Genomic DNA, 16,215 nt, shown 5'->3' with positions numbered 1-16,215 from the left:
CCTAGCGAGCTACTTCTGGGCGGGCCCCCCGAACATCACGATGTTGTTGAACACCCACTGGTTCGACTGGCTGAACGTGTATCCGCCGCCGCTGGCGGCGGTGGCCGCGTACACCGTCGTCATGGTGTAGCTACGGCATGCACCACGCCCCGTCTGCGCGGTGTCGCACTCGGTGCGCCACTGGCGGCCCCCGGACGAGAACCCGTTCATGTTGTGCACCGCCAGAGGGTTGCTGCCCCACGACGCGCGAGTCATGTACGGCAGGTAGGTGAGGTTGTTGAACGCCCACCCGTCACGCCGCACGAACCGGCCGTTGTCCATCGCCACCGTCGTCGCCCGGATGTCGGTACGGCACCGTTCCGTCCGGGAATACGGCTCACACACCGTCTTCCACTCACGCCCATTGATCGTGTGGGTGCCGGGCAAGGTGTACGGCGCGGTGCGGACGTACTTCGAGCTGGCCACCTTCGTGCTCCATTCGATGACGCTGCTGCCGCAGACCCCAACGGAAGCCCGCACCGTACCGGACGCGGAACCATCCGCATCGACCTGGCCGATCAACGTGTACGCCGTGGAGACGGTCTCCCACCGGATCTCGAAGGGCCGACCCACGGTGATGGGTGTCAGCTGCAGGCCGGAGAACTCACTGGTGCCGGACCCGTGATAACCGCCGCCAGCGACGCACGCCCAGAAGTACTCACCCACGAGGTTGCTGATGCGCCCCGCGGCATCCACGTCGAACGCAATCGGACGCGTCGTCCTGCTCTCCAGCACCCGGCTGCTGGCCTGGGTCTGAACGCCGGTGCCCGTGTACTTGCCCGCTGTGGGAGGCGTGCCCTGCTTGTCCGGCACGACGTCGAGCTTCACGGACCTCACCCCCGCCGGGTGGGTCGCGCTGATGGTGTAGGACGCAGCCGAGAGTCGCTCGGTCAGCGAGTAGTCCGCAAACCCGATGGAGTTCGTCGAGACGGTGTCGACGACCCGTCCGTTCAGCGCGATGTCCACCGACGCCCTCGACGGCCAGTCACGCAGGGTGAATGTCACGGGCGAGGCCGCCAATTCCGAGACCTTCACGACGCGGCGGTTGGCGAAGAACACCGGGTCATGGTCTGCGGGATCGAAGACGGCGGAGTCTGCCAGTACCCGTAGCACCGCCGACGTCCGGTTGGCGCCCGAGGTGAGGACCACCTCCGTGGTGCCGACGGGCAGCGAGGCTGTCAAGTGGAACTCGATCTCCCCGGCGGCGCTCGCCGCGGCCTGACCGGCGACTCTGCCTCCGATCGTGACCGTCACGGTGCTGCCTGCCGCGAATCCGGCTCCGACGCCCGTGACGCCGGACCGCGCGATCTCCCACTGCGAGGCCTGGCTCGGTGTCAATGCCAGGGACGCGGCCAGGACTTTCGCCGTCCCGCTTCCGTCCGCTGAACGCTCCGTGAAGGTGATCGCGTGCGCGGTCGGCCTCATCCGCATGGGCCGGGATGAGGCCGACCAGCAGCGTGGTGCAGGCCAGCGCGAGGGCGGCCGATACGCGTCCATCGGCTGCCCCAAGTCAGTGTCGTGTGCATGTGTGCCCCCAAGATCAAACTGGCTGAGCGACCACCCTCTCCCATGAGGGGGTCATCTCGCCGAAGGGCGGGGGGTGATGCGTGGGAAATGAAAAAACCCCTCACCAGGAGGGGTTTTTTCATGTTGGTGGGCGATGCCAGGTTTGAACTGGCGACCTCTTCCGTGTCAAGGAAGCGCGCTACCACTGCGCCAACCGCCCGAGGTGGAGACGGGATTTGAACCCGTGTACACGGATTTGCAGTCCGTTGCCTCGCCTCTCGGCCACTCCACCGGGTGGAGGTTTACCCTCCCCGTATGGGTCTGGGAGAGACCTTAATCTCCGAGCGGACGACGAGATTCGAACTCGCGACCCTCACCTTGGCAAGGTGATGCTCTACCAACTGAGCCACGTCCGCCTTGCGTTTCCCGCTGCTTGCCTTTCGGCCTGCTGCGTTCGGCGCGTAGAGAACATTAGACCATGCTTTCCGCAAAGTGCAAATCGGGGGCTCTGTGAGCGTGAATCGCGCTCACAGGCACTCCCGCAGCCATTCGGAGACGACGCGCGAGATCCGGTCCCCATCCTTGTTGAGGGTGTGTGTCCCCTGCACGACGACTACCGTGCGCCCCTCGCCCTCCTCCGGAAGGCCGAACGGATCCCTCTCCCCCTGCACGACCAGAACCGGCAACCGCACCCCGTAGAGCTCCGGCCCGCGGTCGGCGCCCTTGGGCGAGACCAACGGGAACGCGAGGCACAGCACGGCGTCCGCGCCGACCTCCACCGCAGACCGGCACGCGACCCTGCCCCCGAAGGACCTGCCGCCGGCGACCAACACACCGTCGGCGAACCGCTCCCTCAGGTGCTGCACCACCTCGACCCAGGCCTGCGCAGCAGCCGCGATGGGCGGCGGGACGCGCCGGCCGGCCACCCGGTACGGCTGCTCGACGAGCGCCACGGCCATGCCCGAGTCAAGGCCGGCATCCCTGGCGGCCCGCAGATCCGGGGAGTCCACTCCCCCACCCGCGCCGTGACCCAGCACCAGAAGGCCGGCCGACGCCTCATCCAGCTGGACGTGCACGCGGGCCATGCCCTTGCTGGTTGGCACGTCGAGAACCTCAGTTCGCATTCTCGTTTCCGATCCGCTAGAGTTTTTCTTCGCTAGGGCGATTGGCGCAGTGGTAGCGCGCTTCGTTCACACCGAAGAGGTCGGCGGTTCGAAACCGCCATCGCCCACTCTAGTAGGGCTTCCGTTGGCGGAGCTGCCCTGCGGGGCCCCGAAGGAATGAGGCGATGACAGCACCGGCAATCGTTCTCGTGGCCGACGGCCCCGATGACGATGCCGTGAACTCGTCCCTCGCAGCAATCCGCGACGACCTGCGCGCAGCGCGTCCCGATCTCCGCATCTTCCTGGGCCGGGTTGGCGGCCCTGAGCCGAGCCTGGAGGGCGTGGTCGCAGCGCTGGTCGAGGACGCCGTCGGGGAGGCCGTGCTCGTCCCGCTTGACCTCGTTTCTGCGGCAGACCACCGACCCGAACTCGACACGTTCCACCGCTCCCCCGACATCCATCTGGCCGTCAGCCGCCCCGTCGGCCCCGCCAGCGAACTGCTCAACATCCTCGACGAGCGGGTCCGCGAGGCGCTGCACCGTGGTGGTGCCCTCGAGATCGACGGGCTGATCCTGGCCGCCCCGGCCGGTGGTGACGTCCGGGGTTCATCCCTGCTCGCCCGCCGGGCACGGCAGTGGGCGGCGCACCACCGCATCCCGGTGCAACTCGCCGTGGAGGAGGGCAGCGGCCGCGCCACCGCCTCTGCCGTCGCGTCGCTGCGCGCCCAGGGCCGCCGCCACATCGCGGTGGGCAGCGTGTACCTCACGCCCACGCCTGACTACCAGGTGCACGCCCACGCCGCGCTGCGGGCCGGCGCCATCGCCGTCACCGCCCCGATCGGCCCCACGCCACACCTGAGGCAGCTCATCCTGGCGCGCTACGCGTTCGGGGCCATGGAGTTGCTGGATGGTACGCCCACCCAGCTCTCCGCGGAGGTCCTCGAGGGCGAGGAGTCCTGACCGGGCTTGTCACGGCGGATTAAGATCATCCACATGACAGACCAGTACGTCCCGAAGCTGATCAAGCCGGATTCGGAGTGGCGCGAGCAGCTCAGCCAGATGGAGTACCACGTGCTCCGGCAGTCCGGCACTGAGCGTCCCTTCACCGGTGAATACACCGACACCGAGGACGAGGGCGTCTACGAGTGCAGGGGCTGCGGCGCCGAACTGTTCCGCAGCCATGAGAAGTTCCATTCACACTGTGGCTGGCCCAGCTTCTTCGCCCCGCTGGCAGAAGACCGGGTGCGCTACATCGAGGACCGGTCGCTGCCCGGCCGCCCCCGCGTCGAGGTGCGCTGCGCCAACTGCGACGGCCACCTCGGCCACGTGTTCGAGGGCGAGGGCTACGAGACCCCCACCGACCTGCGGTACTGCATCAACTCGGTGGCGCTGAACCTGCGCCGCTCCTGAGGGGCGGTCGGCGCGCCACCCACGAATCCGGGGCCGCCGCGCTTAGAGTGGCTCCGTGCCCGCGAATGTCACCAGCCTCACGCCCGAGCCGTTCGCCCGGGCCCTCCAGGAGTTGACGGAGATGCGGTGGCGAACGGGAATCTCTGCAGACGAGATCGGGTCGCCCCAGCGCATCGCCCCGCATTCCGTGGCGATCGCCGCTGAACTCGTGCTGGACGACGAGCCGTTGGCCACGGGCCGCCTGATCCTCCTCCACGATCCGGCTGGCAACGACGCCTGGGGCGGTACGTTCCGGCTCGTGACCTACGTCCGCGCGGAGGTGGACCTCGAGATGGTCACAGATCCCCTGCTGCCCGACGTGGCCTGGTCCTGGTTCACCGAAGCCCTCGAGAGCCACGGGTGCGACGCGTCCGCGCTGGCCGGCACGGTGACAGCCTCCTACGGGCGGGGTTTCGGCGAGATGGACCACGACCCTGACCGGGCAGAGGTCGAACTGCGCTCCTCCTGGACCCCACTCCTCGACCCCACGCACCCCCTCACCCCGCACCTCGCGGCCTGGCAGGACCTGCTGGGCCAGGTGGCGGGCCAACCACCGTTGCCGCCCGGCGTCGCCAGCCTGCCGGTGGGCCGCATCTCATGACGTTCGTGAACCACAGCCGGGAGCCACTCCGGCCCGTCGTCGACACCCCCGAACTCCTGACCCAGTGCCTCGGTTCGCTGCGCGCAGGCCGCGGCCCCGTCGCGTTCGACACCGAACGCGCCCACGGCCACAGGTACTGGGCGAAGGCCTACCTGCTGCAGATCAGGCGCGAGGGTTCGGGCACCTGGCTCATCGACCCCGTCGCGTTCGAGGACGGCGGGGAGCGGGCAGACCTCGCCAGCCTCGTCGAGGTCTGTGGCACGGCCACGTGGATCGTGCATGCCGCCACGCAGGACCTCCCCTGCATGCAGGAGATCAACATCATCCCGCCGCGGATCTTCGACACGGAGCTCGCGGCACGGTTGCTCGCCAAGCCCGGCGCCTCCCTGGGCGCGCTGCTCGAGGCCGAACTCGGGATCAAGCTGCGGAAGGCCCACTCAGCCGACAACTGGTCGCGGCGGCCGCTGCCGGAGTCGTGGCTGATCTACGCCGCGCTCGACGTCGACTACCTCATCGAGTTGTCCTCGGTGCTGGCCACGCACCTGGTGCTGGCGGGGCGCGCCGAGTGGTCGGCGCAGGAGAACGACGACATGCTGGCGCGCCACAGCCAGCCCCCGGTGCCGCGTGAGGACCCGTGGCGGCGCCTCAGCGGGCTCACGAACCTGCGCACCCCGCTGCAGTACGCCGTCGCCCGGGAACTGTGGCTCGCCCGCGACGACGTGGCCCGCCGTCGTGACCGGCCGCCCAGCTGGATCCTGCACGACTCGGCGATCCTCGCGGTCGCCGCGCTGGCCCGAGACGAGGTGCCGTCCGAGAGGCAGGTCACCGGCCTCGCCGGCTTCGCCTCACAGCCCGGGCAGCGGTACGTGCGCCACTGGCTGGCCGCGCTCGACCGGGTACGGGCAATGTCGCCGTCCAGCTACCCGGCCAAGCGGCTGCGTGCCACGGGCGTGCCACATCCCCGTTCATGGGACAAGGTCAACCCGGAGGCCGCTGCCCGCTGGGCGGCGGTCCGGCCCGTGGTCGATGAACTGGCCTGCGACCTGGGCGGGCTGCAGCCCAGCCTGATCGCCCCGCCTGCCGTGCTGCAGGAGGCGCTGTTCAACCATGCAGAGGTGCCCCATGAACTCCTGGTGGAGTTGGGTGCGCGGCCATGGCAGGCCGACTTCCTCGCCCCGGCGATCGCGGAGGCCCTCGGTCAGGACTGAGCGTCCTCCACGACGCCCTCACGTGCCTCGACCGCCAGGAGGTCGCCCAGCACGGCCATCGCGGTGGCGGCGGCAGTGAGCCCGATGCGCTCCAACACCTCGTCGCGCGAACCGTGCGTGAGGAAGGCCTTGGGGATACCGAAGTTGCGTACCTTGACCGGCGCATCCGCAATGGCCAACTGGGCCGCGAGCCGTTGCCCGATGCCGCCGTCGACGAGGTTGTCCTCCATCGTGACGACGAGGTCGTAGCCGCTGACGAGGGCCACGAGGTCGGGGCTGATGGGCAGCGCCCACAACGGGTCCACGACCGCTGCAGCCACGCCCTGGTCATCGAGGCGCTCCGCCAGGTCGAGGGCCGCGCCCACGAACTGCCCGTAGCCCACGATGAGCACCTTGGCACCCTCGGGCCGGCTGAGCACGTCCACGCGGTTGAGGCCCTCGCCGACGTGCGCGATCTCCGGCATCTCGTCTGGCAGCCGCTCCTTCGAGTAGCGCACCACGGTGACCGCATCGTCCACCTCGACGGCACGGTCCAGCGCTGCCACGAGTCGGGACTGGTCGCGCGGAGCGGCCAATTGCAGACCTGGGACGATGCCCAGGAGCGTCATGTCCCACATGCCGTTGTGGCTGGGGCCGTCCGTGCCGGTGACGCCGGCCCGGTCGAGCACCAGCGTGATGCCGGCCTTGTGGAGGGCGGCGTCCATCAGCACCTGGTCGAATGCCCGGTTGAGGAACGTGGCATACAGGGCGACGACGGGATGCAGGCCGGTACGGGCCATGCCGGCGGCGGAGACGACGGCGTGCTGCTCGGCGATGCCGACGTCGAAGATGCGATCCGGGAAGGCTGCCGCGAAGCGGCCCAGGCCCGTGGGGTTCAACATGGCGGCCGTGATCGCCACGAGGTCCGGACGTCGTTGGCCCAGCTGGACGATGGCCTCGGCGAAGGCATCGGTCCACGTGGCCTGCACCGTCGCCGAGAGCGGCTCACCCGTGAACTCGTTGATCTTGCCCACGGCGTGGAAGCGGTCCTCCTCGTGCTCCTCCGCCGCCTGGAAACCGCGGCCCTTGCGGGTGACGCAGTGCACGATCACCGGGCCACCGAACTGGCGGGCCTGCTCCAGGTGGTTGGTGAGCGCAGTGATGTCGTGGCCGTCGATGGGGCCTGTGTACTTGATGCCGATGTCGGAGAACATCGTCTGCGGGGCCAGGACGTCCTTCACGCCGGTCTTGAAGCCGTGCATGAGGTCGTAGACCGGGCGGCCGAAGACGGGCACGCGCGTGACGGTGCGCTTGATGATGCTCAGCGTCTTCTCATAGCGGTGGTCGGTGCGGAGCCCCGCGAGGTGGTTCGCGAGGCCGCCGACCGTGGGCGTGTAGGAGCGGCCGTTGTCATTGACGATGATCACCAGACGCAGGTCCTCGGCGTCAGCGATGTTGTTCAGGGCCTCCCACGCCATGCCGCCGGTGAGCGCTCCGTCGCCGACGACCGCCACCACGGTGCGGTCCTCGCCGCGGAGCCTGAAGCCCTTGGCCAGCCCCTCGGCCCAGGACAGGGCCGACGAGGCGTGCGAGTTGCGCACCCAGTCGTGCTCCGACTCATCGGGCTCCGGGTACCCGGAGATGCCGCCCTGCTGGCGGAGGGTGTCGAAGCGGTCTGCTCGTCCGGTGAGGATCTTGTGCACGTAGCTCTGGTGGCCGGTGTCGAAGATGATGGGGTCTGAGGGAGAGTCGAAGACCTTGTGGATGGCGATGGTCAGTTCGACGACGCCGAGATTCGGGCCCAGATGACCCCCGGTGCGGCTGACCTTGGTGATGAGGAAGCGCCGGATCTCCTCAGCCAGCTGCACCAGTTGTTTCCTTGACAGCGCCCGCAGATCGCGGGGTCTGCGCACCGAATCCAACAGAGACATGCCGTCAATAGTAGGCCCTAACCCCCGATTGGCAGGACCAACGTGCTGCCCGCCTCACAACCGCGGGGTGAACCGGACGTCCCTCAGCGCCTGTTCAACGAGCTCGACTCCCCTTGCCACCCGCACCAGACGGGCCTCCTCCTGCTGCAGCACTGCGGCCGCCTGGTCCACCGTGCCCGTGTCGACCACGCCCGCCAACGAGGTACGCACGCCCGCCAACCCGCTGCGGGTGGCGACCAGTTGCGACGCCACGAACTCCCGCGCCATGCGGGCAAGCACGACGGGGTGGCGCCGCAGCACCTGGTACCCGCGGTACTCCGACGGACAGCAGTCCAGCAGGAACGCCTCCGCCGTCTTCAGCCAGCCGTTGGAGCCCGGTGGGCGGACGGCTCCCGGCCAACCCGGTGGGACGTAGACCCGGATGACTTCATCTTCATCGAACATACCCACTATTGAAACGCACGACACCCACAAAATCGAGTGGGGGCCCGCCTGGGGTCGTCCGCGAACGGGTCACCCGCGGTCAGTGGCCACCTCGCGCTCGCTGGGCTCTGCGGTGCCGGTGAGCAGCCCCACCACCACCGACGCCACGATGCCGACCAACACGAAACGCTTCATCGATGCGAACATTCATCCTCCGATCAGTCACGCCCCATGACAACGGCCCCGGGTGACGTGATGCCCACCGACACGTGAACCGCGGATGTAGATCGGGTGACGTCTCGGCGATCGGAAACGCCAACCGGGCCGGCTCACGTGAGGGAACCGGCCCGGTTTCGCGCTGTGGTCAGGCCTTGGCCAGGTTGCGCAGCACGTACTGCAGGATGCCGCCGTGCTGGAAGTAGCTGCGCTCTCCGGGGGTGTCGATGCGGACGACCGCGTCGAAGGCCGTCTCCTTGCCGTCAGGCGCCACCGCGGTGACCTTGACGGTCTTCGGCGTCACGCCGTCGTTGAGCTGCGTGATGCCCTCGAAGGAGAAGGTCTCCTCACCGGTGAGGCCCAGCGACTCAGCGCTCTCCCCGGCCGGGAACTGCAGCGGCAGCACGCCCATGCCGATGAGGTTCGAGCGGTGGATGCGCTCGTAGCTCTCCGCGATGACGACCTTCACGCCCAGGAGCGCGGTGCCCTTGGCGGCCCAGTCACGCGAGGAACCCGAACCGTACTCCTTGCCCGTCAGCACGACGAGCGGGGTGCCCTGCTCGGCGTAGTTGACGGCCGCATCGTAGACGCTGGTCACCGGCCCGTCGGGCTGGGTGAAGTCGCGGGTGAAGCCGCCCTCGGTGCCCGGCGCGATCTGGTTGCGCAGGCGGATGTTGGCGAACGTGCCGCGGATCATGACCTCGTGGTTGCCACGACGGGAACCGTAGGAGTTGAAGTCGCGACGCTCGACGCCGTTGGCCGTCAGGTACTGGCCCGCCGGCGAATCCGCCTTGATGGAACCGGCCGGTGAGATGTGGTCCGTCGTGACCGAATCGCCCAGCTTCAGCAGCACGCGCGCACCCGTGACGTCCTCGATGGGCGCCGGCTCGGCCGGCATGCCCTCGAAGTACGGGGGCTTGCGCACGTAGGTGGACTCGCCGTCCCACTCGAAGGTGTCCCCGTCGGGCGTGGGCAGCGAGCGCCAGCGGTCGTCGCCGCTGAACACGTCGGCGTAGCGGGAGGTGAACATCTCGGCGCTGATCGAGCCGGAGATGACCTCCTCGATCTCGGCCTGCGTGGGCCAGATGTCGGCCATGAACACGTCGTTGCCGTCCTTGTCCTGGCCGAGCGGCTCGTTGAACAGGTCGATGTCCATGGTGCCCGCGAGGGCGTAGACGATGACCAGCATGGGGCTGGCCAGGTAGTTCATCTTCACGTCGGGGTTGATGCGGCCCTCGAAGTTGCGGTTGCCCGAGAGGACGGCGGACACGGCCAGGTCGTGCTCGTTGATGGCCTCCGACACCTCGGTGATGAGCGGGCCGGAGTTGCCGATGCAGGTGACGCAGCCGTAGCCGACGAGGTTGAAGCCGATGGCGTCGAGGTACTGGGTCAGGCCGGCCTTCTCGTAGTAGTCGGTCACGACCTGCGAGCCCGGGGCCAGCGACGTCTTCACCCACGGCTTGCGGGTGAGCCCCTTCTCGACGGCCTTCTTCGCCACCAGGGCGGCGCCGATCATGACGCTCGGGTTGGAGGTGTTCGTGCAGGAGGTGATCGAGGCGATGGTCACGGCGCCATGGTCGAGGTCGAAGCTCGAGCCGTCGGCGAGGGTGACGGGCACCTTCTTCACGACGCGGTCCGGCGAGGCGCCGTCGCCGGCCCCGTGCGGCGCGGGAGAGTTGTCGGTCTCCCCGGGCGTGGGCTCGGTCGGGTCGGAGGCGACCATCGTGTCGTTGACGGCCTTGTCGTAGCCGCCGTAGTCAGCCTCGGGCTCGCCGGCGTAGGCCACGAGCTCCTGGTGGAAGGCCGTCTTCGACTGGTCGAGGCGGATGCGGTCCTGCGGACGGCGCGGGCCGGCGATCGACGGGACGACGGCGGACAGGTCCAGCTCGATGTACTCGGAGTAGACCGGCTCGACCGAGGGGTCGTGCCACAGGCCCTGCGCCTTGGCGTAGGCCTCGACGAGCGCGATCTGCTCCTCGTCGCGGCCGGTGAGGCGCATGTAGTCGGTGGTCTTGGAGTCGATCGGGAACACGGCGATGGTGGAGCCGTACTCGGGGCTCATGTTGCCGATGGTGGCGCGGTTGGCGAGCGGCACCTCGGCGACGCCGTCGCCGTAGAACTCGACGAACTTGCCCACGACCTTGTGCTCGCGCAGCATCTCGGTGATGGTCAGGACGAGGTCCGTGGCGGTGGTGCCCTCGTTGAGCTTGCCGGTGAGCTTGAAGCCGACGACGCGCGGGATGAGCATGGAGACCGGCTGGCCCAGCATGGCCGCCTCGGCCTCGATGCCGCCCACGCCCCAGCCGACGACGCCCAGGCCGTTGACCATGGTGGTGTGCGAGTCGGTGCCCACACAGGTGTCGGGGTAGGCCTGCAGCACACCGTCGACGGTGCGCGGGAACACCACGCGCGCCAGGTGCTCGATGTTGACCTGGTGCACGATGCCGGTGCCCGGCGGGACGACCTTGAAGTTGTCGAACGCGGTCTGGCCCCAGCGCAGGAACTGGTACCGCTCGCGGTTGCGCTGGTATTCGATGTCGGTGTTGATCTGGAACGCGTCGTTGGTGCCGAAGACGTCGGCGATGACGGAGTGGTCGATGACCATCTCGGCCGGCGAGAGCGGGTTGACCTTCGACGCGTCGCCGCCGAGGCCGACGACGGCCTCACGCATCGTGGCAAGGTCGACGACGCAGGGGACGCCGGTGAAGTCCTGCATGATCACGCGGGCCGGCGTGAACTGGATCTCGTGGTCCGGCTCGGCGTTGGGGTCCCAGTTGCCGAGGAACTCGATGTCCTCCTTGGTGATGTTGGCACCGTCCTCGGTGCGCAGCAGGTTCTCCAGGAGGACCTTGAGGCTGAAGGGCAACTTCTCGGAGCCCGGCACGGAGTCGAGCCGGAAGATCTCGTACGAGGTGCCGTTGACGTCGAGGCTCGCCTTCGCCCCGAAACTGTTGACGCTCATCCTTCTCCTTAAGCTTGGCTGACGCCAGATTATCTTGACATCAAGATACCGCACAAGTCTTCAACGCGCGGCGACGTCGCCGTCTCACGCCATCCTAGGGGCTGGGTGCCGTCTACGAGGCGGGGTGGAGGATCGCCACGCATTCGATGTGGTGGGTCATGGGGAACAGGTCGAAACCCCTGATCGAGACGGGCTCGTACCCCGCCTCCGCAAAGGTCCGCAGATCCCTGGCCAGCGCAGCGGGGTCGCAGGCGACGTAGGCGATCGCGCGGGGTTCCCTGGCCGCGACGGCCCGCACGACGGCGGCTCCGGCGCCCTTGCGCGGCGGGTCGAGGACGATGAGGTCTGCCCAACTCGGCATCTTCCGGTCAGCCCGCTCGACGGGCAGCGCCAGGAATTCGCCCTCGGGCACGTTGTGCCGGGCGAGCTCGACGGCGCCGCGCCCCGCCTCCACGCCCAGCACCATGCAACCGGCGCCGGCGAGCGCCCCCGCGAAGAGCCCGACACCGCAGTAGAGGTCCATGGCCCGCTCCCCCGGCTCCGGCCGGAGCCCGTCGAGCACCGCCCGGGTGAGGGTTTCGGCCGCGGCCGGATGGACCTGCCAGAAGCCGGTGGCCGCGACGGCGTAGGTGCGGCCGAGGACGTGCTGCCGGACCGGGTCCGGGCCCGTGACCCGACGACCGCTGGTCAGCGTGACGCCGCCATCGGCGACGGTCACCTCGAGGTCGACGCCCGGTTCAGCGGCGGCCTCGAGCTCGGCGACGGTGGGCCCCGGCGCCGCGATCAGGCAGCCCTGCTCGGGCAGCGCGACGATGTCGTGCGATCGACGGGCCCTCAGGCCGACCGTGCCATCGTCGTCGACGGCGTACCGCACGCGCGTGCGCCAGTCGAGCAGCCCGCCGGGCACCGCTTCGACCTCACCCTCCCAGGCGATGCCGGCCAGGCGCTGCAGCTGTTCGGCGACCACGGCGGTCTTGAGTTGGAGCTGCGTGGCGGCGTCGGCGTGCTGCCAGTCGCACCCTCCGCAGCGGCGCGCGATGGGGCATGGCTCCACCACCCGGCCAGGTGCGGCCTTGAGCACCTCCGTCACCCAGCCACGGTCGAAGCGTGCGCCGCGGTCGGTGATCTCGACGCGAACCATCTCACCCGGAAGGCCCCCGGTGGTGAAGACCACCTTGCCGTCCAGCCGCCCCACGACATAGCCGCCATGCGCCACCCGCTCCAACACCATCTCGGCGTTCATCGGCGGATCCTGGGCTCAGAGGCGCGGCGCGTGATGTCCCTGCGCCGGCCCGAACTGCGCAGTTGGTAGGGCACGGAGGTCACCATGACGCCCTGCATGAAGTGCAGCCTGGTCCGGATCAACAGCGCGGTCTGGTTGTGGAGCACCTGCTCCCACCAGTGGCCCACGACGTATTCCGGGATGTAGACGCTCACCACGTCGCGTGGGTTCTCCGTGCGCAGGTCGCTGACGTAGCGGATGAAGGGGCCGGTGATCTCGCGGTACGGGGAGGCGATGACCTTCAGCGGGACGCCGAAATCCTCCTCCTCCCACTCGTCCAGAATCTGCTCGACCTCGTCGTCGTCGATGGCGACGGTGACCGCCGTCAACGTGGTGGGGCGGGTGGCGCGGGCGAACGCGATGGCCTTGGCCGTGGGCAGGTTGACACGCTGGACGAGGATGACGCCCCGCACCCGGCTGGGGAGCGCGCGGTCCGACTCCGGGGTCAGCCGCAACTCGCGGGCCACCGCCCGGTAGTGGTTCGAGATGCCCAGCATGACGACGAAGATCAGCCCCATCGCCACGAGGGCCAGGTAGGCACCGTGCGTGAACTTGGAGATCAGGACCACCACCAGCACGACGCCGGTCAGCATCGCGCCGATGAAGTTGACCACGCGGCTGCGTTGCATCTGCCGCTTCTCGGCCGGGTCGTGCTCGGTGCGCAACTTCGTGGTCCAGTGCCGCACCATGCCCCACTGGCCGAGGGTGAAGGAGATGAACACGCCCACGACGTAGAGCTGGATCAGGGCCGTGACCGAGGCGTTGAACGCGAGCACCAGCACGATCGCGCCCAGCGAGAGCATCACGATGCCGTTGGAGTAGGCCAGCCGGTCGCCCCGGGAGTGCAGCTGCCGCGGGAGGTAGCCGTCCTTGGCGAGGATCGAGGCCAGCGAGGGGAACCCGTTGAACGCGGTGTTGGCGGCCAGGAACAGGATCAGCATGGTGGCGGTGACCATGATGTAGAAGCCCGGCTGGAACCAGTCCATGAACACCACACGGGCCAGCTGACCGGTCACGGTGGTGGCAGCGCTGTGGATGGTGTTGCCCGCCTGGTCGACGTAGTGCGTGCCGGTGAGCTCGTCGATGAGGTGCACCTTGGTGAGGTTGGCCAGCGCGATGATGCCCACCAGCATCGTGATGGCCATGAGCCCGAGCATCGCGAGGACGGTGGCCGCGTTGCGGCTCTTCGGGGGCCGGAACGACGGGACGCCGTTGCTGATGGCCTCCACGCCGGTCAGCGCCGCGCAACCGGAGGAGAAGGCCCGCGCGAGGATGGCGATCAGCGCCCAGCCCGCCAGGTCGTCGGCGCCGTCGGGGCGGACCACGATGAGGTCGGCGGTCTCTGAGCGGAGGTCCTGCCCCAGCAGGAAGATGCGCAACAGCCCGATGCCGATCATCGTCAACATCGAGAACATGAACACATAGGTGGGCACGGCGAACGCGCTACCGGACTCGCGCACGCCGCGCAGGTTCATCAGCGTGAGGAAGACGATCACGCCGACCGCCGTCCAGGCCTCATACCCCTGGAGGAAGGGCGCCATGGCCTTGGCGTTGATCACGCCGGCCGACACCGACACCGCCACGGTCAGCACGTAGTCGACCATCAGCGCCGACGCCACCGTGAGGCCCGCATGGCGGCCCAGGTTCTCGCGGGCCACCTCGTAGTCACCGCCGCCGCTCGGATACGCGTGGACGGTCTGCCGGTACGAGGCGACGACGACCGCCACCACGATGGCCACCATGACGCCGATCTCCCACGAGAACAGGAATCCGGCCATGCCTGCCAGCGACAAGGTGATGAGGATCTCGTCCGGTGCATAGGCCACCGAACTGAGCGCGTCGGACGCGTACACGGGAAGCGCGATGCGCTTGGGCAGCAACGTCTCGCCCATCTGGGCGTTGGCCAGACGGCGGCCCACCACCATGCGCTTGAGCGCGGAGATCACGTTCACAACGCTCAACGTAGACCTGTTGCCCTCAAATGTCACCGCCGCCTGGTGCTATGTTCGGATCACACTGGGCAGGGGTCCCAGCCTGCGGAGGAGACAAGGGTGCACATCGTCATCATGGGCTGCGGCCGTGTGGGGGCCATGCTCGCCACAGGCCTCGAGAAGCGCGGCCACAGCGTCGGCGTCATCGACCAGAACCCCGAGGCGTTCCGCAGGCTCGGCAACGAGTTCAAGGGCCTCACCGTGGAGGGCATCGGATTCGACCGCGAAGTGCTGGAGGCAGCTGGCATCCGCCGCGCCGACGCGTTCGCAGCCGTCAGTTCCGGTGACAACTCCAACATCCTCTCCGCCCGCGTGGTGCGCGAGAACTACCATGTCGACAACGTCGTGGCCCGCATCTACGACCAGGGCCGTGCGGAGGTCTTCGAGAGGCTGGGCATCCCCACCGTCGCGACGGTGAAGTGGACCGTGACGCAGATGCTGCGGCGCCTCCTCCCCTCGGGCAGCCAACCGGTGTGGTCTGACCCCACCGGCGACGCCCGCCTGATGCAGGTCCACGTGCACAACGGCTGGGTCGGGCGCCGCATCAGCGAGTTGTCGGCGGCAGCGGATGCGCCCATCCCCTTCGTGCTGCGCGTGGGCCGCGGCATCGTGCCGGACCGCGACACGATCTACCAGGATGGCGACCTCATCTACGTCGCCTGCTACACCGAACGGGTGGACGAACTCGAAACGCTGTTCGCCGCCGCGCCGGGCCGGAACTAGGAGAGCCAGATGCGTGTCGCCATCGCAGGAGCCGGCAACGTCGGCCGCTCCATCGCCCGAGAACTGATCGCCAACGGTCACCAGGTGCTGCTGATCGAGAAGGACCGCTCCGCCATCCACCGTGGTGCGGTGCCCGGTGCCATGTGGCTGGAGGCCGACGCCTGTGAGCTCAGCTCGCTCGAGGAGGCCGAGCTCGACCGGTACGACGTGGCGATCGCCGCGACGGGAGATGACAAGGCCAATCTCGTGCACTCGCTGCTGGCCAAGACGGAGTTCGGCGTGCCGCGCACCGTGGGTCGGGTCAACCACCCGGGCAACGAATGGATGTTCGACGACCAGTGGGGCGTCGACGTCTCCGTCTCCACACCGCGCCTCATGTCGGCGCTGGTGGGGGAAGCGGTCTCGACGGGCGACCTGGTCCGGCTCCTGACGTTCACGAAGTCGACGACACACCTATCGGAGATCCGCCTGCCCATCGGTTCCCGCTTCATCGGGCGACGCATCCGTGACATCGAGTTGCCCGGCGACGCCGTGCTCGTGGCCCTCATCCGCGACGGTGCCCCGCTGCCACCCGAGCGGGACCGTGCATTCGAGGCCAGCGACGAACTGCTCTTCCTCGTCACGCAGGACTCCGAGCCGGAGCTGGCCGAACTGTTCGACCCCGAAGGCGACGCCGTCGAGGACTGACTGGCAGGCCCCGGCTACGGGATGACTTCGAAGTCGGGGTTGAAGGCTCTTCGTACCTGAGCGTGGGGTCATAGTCGTAGACCGCCGCCGATGAGGAGCATTCTGAGGCGGTAGTT

Annotated in this window: 13 protein-coding genes and 4 tRNA genes; 7 read left to right on the top strand and 10 right to left on the bottom strand. The window is 68.6% G+C overall.

The features are described from left to right. Positions 1-9: 9 nt before the first annotated feature. The 5 genes from ABEA30_RS10355 to ABEA30_RS10335 form a co-directional block, all read right to left on the bottom strand. Positions 10-1,470 (bottom strand): hypothetical protein, encoded by a 1,461-nt coding sequence (locus ABEA30_RS10355; protein WP_345582517.1) that lies wholly within the window; start codon positions 1,468-1,470, stop codon positions 10-12. Positions 1,471-1,690: 220 nt separating this feature from the next. Next, positions 1,691-1,765 (bottom strand) — tRNA-Val (locus ABEA30_RS10350). Position 1,766: 1 nt separating this feature from the next. Further along, positions 1,767-1,837: transfer RNA gene (locus ABEA30_RS10345), tRNA-Cys, on the bottom strand. Between the two features lie 51 nt (positions 1,838-1,888). Continuing rightward, positions 1,889-1,961 (bottom strand) — tRNA-Gly (locus ABEA30_RS10340). Positions 1,962-2,072: 111 nt separating this feature from the next. After that, a complete protein-coding gene (locus tag ABEA30_RS10335) occupies positions 2,073-2,648 on the bottom strand; it encodes an alpha/beta hydrolase family protein (protein ID WP_345582515.1) in 576 nt (191 codons plus the stop codon). A 56-nt stretch (positions 2,649-2,704) separates the two neighbouring features. On the opposite strand from ABEA30_RS10335, the gene ABEA30_RS10330 reads away from it, so the two are divergent. The 5 genes from ABEA30_RS10330 (at position 2,705) to ABEA30_RS10310 (ending at position 5,905) form a co-directional block, all read left to right on the top strand. Continuing rightward, positions 2,705-2,776, top strand: a tRNA-Val gene (locus tag ABEA30_RS10330). A gap of 57 nt (positions 2,777-2,833) precedes the next feature. After that, positions 2,834-3,607 carry a sirohydrochlorin chelatase gene (locus ABEA30_RS10325; protein WP_345582513.1) on the top strand — a complete coding sequence of 258 codons (774 nt, stop codon included), beginning with the start codon at positions 2,834-2,836 and terminating at the stop codon, positions 3,605-3,607. A gap of 33 nt (positions 3,608-3,640) precedes the next feature. Next, positions 3,641-4,057, top strand: coding sequence for a peptide-methionine (R)-S-oxide reductase MsrB (gene msrB, locus ABEA30_RS10320; protein ID WP_345582511.1), 417 nt, complete (start codon positions 3,641-3,643; stop codon positions 4,055-4,057). 55 nt (positions 4,058-4,112) lie between these two features. Next, the gene (locus ABEA30_RS10315; protein WP_345582509.1) at positions 4,113-4,697 is read left to right on the top strand and encodes a DUF3000 domain-containing protein; all 585 of its coding nucleotides are present in this window, start codon (positions 4,113-4,115) and stop codon (positions 4,695-4,697) included. Between the two features lie 5 nt (positions 4,698-4,702). Next, positions 4,703-5,905 carry an HRDC domain-containing protein gene (locus ABEA30_RS10310; RefSeq protein ID WP_345582507.1) on the top strand — a complete coding sequence of 401 codons (1,203 nt, stop codon included), beginning with the start codon at positions 4,703-4,705 and terminating at the stop codon, positions 5,903-5,905. On the opposite strand, the gene dxs is transcribed toward ABEA30_RS10310, so the two are convergent. The 5 genes from dxs to ABEA30_RS10285 form a co-directional block, all read right to left on the bottom strand. Next, positions 5,896-7,815, bottom strand: a complete 1,920-nt coding sequence (gene dxs, locus ABEA30_RS10305; RefSeq protein ID WP_345582505.1) for a 1-deoxy-D-xylulose-5-phosphate synthase — start codon at positions 7,813-7,815, stop codon at positions 5,896-5,898. The genes ABEA30_RS10310 and dxs overlap by 10 nt on opposite strands. A gap of 54 nt (positions 7,816-7,869) precedes the next feature. Continuing rightward, positions 7,870-8,259, bottom strand: coding sequence for a hypothetical protein (locus ABEA30_RS10300; RefSeq protein WP_345582504.1), 390 nt, complete (start codon positions 8,257-8,259; stop codon positions 7,870-7,872). A gap of 343 nt (positions 8,260-8,602) precedes the next feature. Continuing rightward, complete coding sequence (gene acnA / locus ABEA30_RS10295; protein ID WP_345582502.1) at positions 8,603-11,416, bottom strand: aconitate hydratase; 2,814 nt, start codon at positions 11,414-11,416, stop codon at positions 8,603-8,605. A 112-nt stretch (positions 11,417-11,528) separates the two neighbouring features. After that, positions 11,529-12,659, bottom strand: a complete 1,131-nt coding sequence (locus ABEA30_RS10290) for a class I SAM-dependent RNA methyltransferase (RefSeq protein WP_345582500.1) — start codon at positions 12,657-12,659, stop codon at positions 11,529-11,531. Next, positions 12,656-14,650 carry an APC family permease gene (locus ABEA30_RS10285; RefSeq protein WP_345582498.1) on the bottom strand — a complete coding sequence of 665 codons (1,995 nt, stop codon included), beginning with the start codon at positions 14,648-14,650 and terminating at the stop codon, positions 12,656-12,658. The genes ABEA30_RS10290 and ABEA30_RS10285 overlap by 4 nt, the downstream gene beginning before the upstream one ends. Positions 14,651-14,764: 114 nt before the next feature. Between ABEA30_RS10285 and ABEA30_RS10280 the strand changes: the two genes are divergently transcribed. Next, complete coding sequence (locus ABEA30_RS10280) at positions 14,765-15,412, top strand: potassium channel family protein (protein ID WP_345582798.1); 648 nt, start codon at positions 14,765-14,767, stop codon at positions 15,410-15,412. A 9-nt stretch (positions 15,413-15,421) separates the two neighbouring features. After that, complete coding sequence (locus ABEA30_RS10275; protein WP_345582496.1) at positions 15,422-16,099, top strand: potassium channel family protein; 678 nt, start codon at positions 15,422-15,424, stop codon at positions 16,097-16,099. Positions 16,100-16,215 lie beyond the last annotated feature (116 nt).

It is taken from the genome of Tessaracoccus lubricantis (assembly GCF_039544535.1).
GTDB lineage: Bacteria > Actinomycetota > Actinomycetes > Propionibacteriales > Propionibacteriaceae > Arachnia > Arachnia lubricantis.
This window is presented reverse-complemented; position numbering and strand designations above follow the sequence as displayed.

Coding starts and splice junctions, on each gene's coding strand:
- ABEA30_RS10355 (WP_345582517.1), bottom strand. CDS start 1,470: ATGCGGATGAGGCCGACCGCGCACGCGATCACCTTCACGGAGCGTTCA.
- ABEA30_RS10325 (WP_345582513.1), top strand. CDS start 2,834: ATGACAGCACCGGCAATCGTTCTCGTGGCCGACGGCCCCGATGACGAT.
- msrB (WP_345582511.1), top strand. CDS start 3,641: ATGACAGACCAGTACGTCCCGAAGCTGATCAAGCCGGATTCGGAGTGG.
- dxs (WP_345582505.1), bottom strand. CDS start 7,815: ATGTCTCTGTTGGATTCGGTGCGCAGACCCCGCGATCTGCGGGCGCTG.
- ABEA30_RS10300 (WP_345582504.1), bottom strand. CDS start 8,259: ATGTTCGATGAAGATGAAGTCATCCGGGTCTACGTCCCACCGGGTTGG.
- acnA (WP_345582502.1), bottom strand. CDS start 11,416: ATGAGCGTCAACAGTTTCGGGGCGAAGGCGAGCCTCGACGTCAACGGC.
- ABEA30_RS10290 (WP_345582500.1), bottom strand. CDS start 12,659: ATGAACGCCGAGATGGTGTTGGAGCGGGTGGCGCATGGCGGCTATGTC.
- ABEA30_RS10280 (WP_345582798.1), top strand. CDS start 14,765: ATGGGCTGCGGCCGTGTGGGGGCCATGCTCGCCACAGGCCTCGAGAAG.
- ABEA30_RS10275 (WP_345582496.1), top strand. CDS start 15,422: ATGCGTGTCGCCATCGCAGGAGCCGGCAACGTCGGCCGCTCCATCGCC.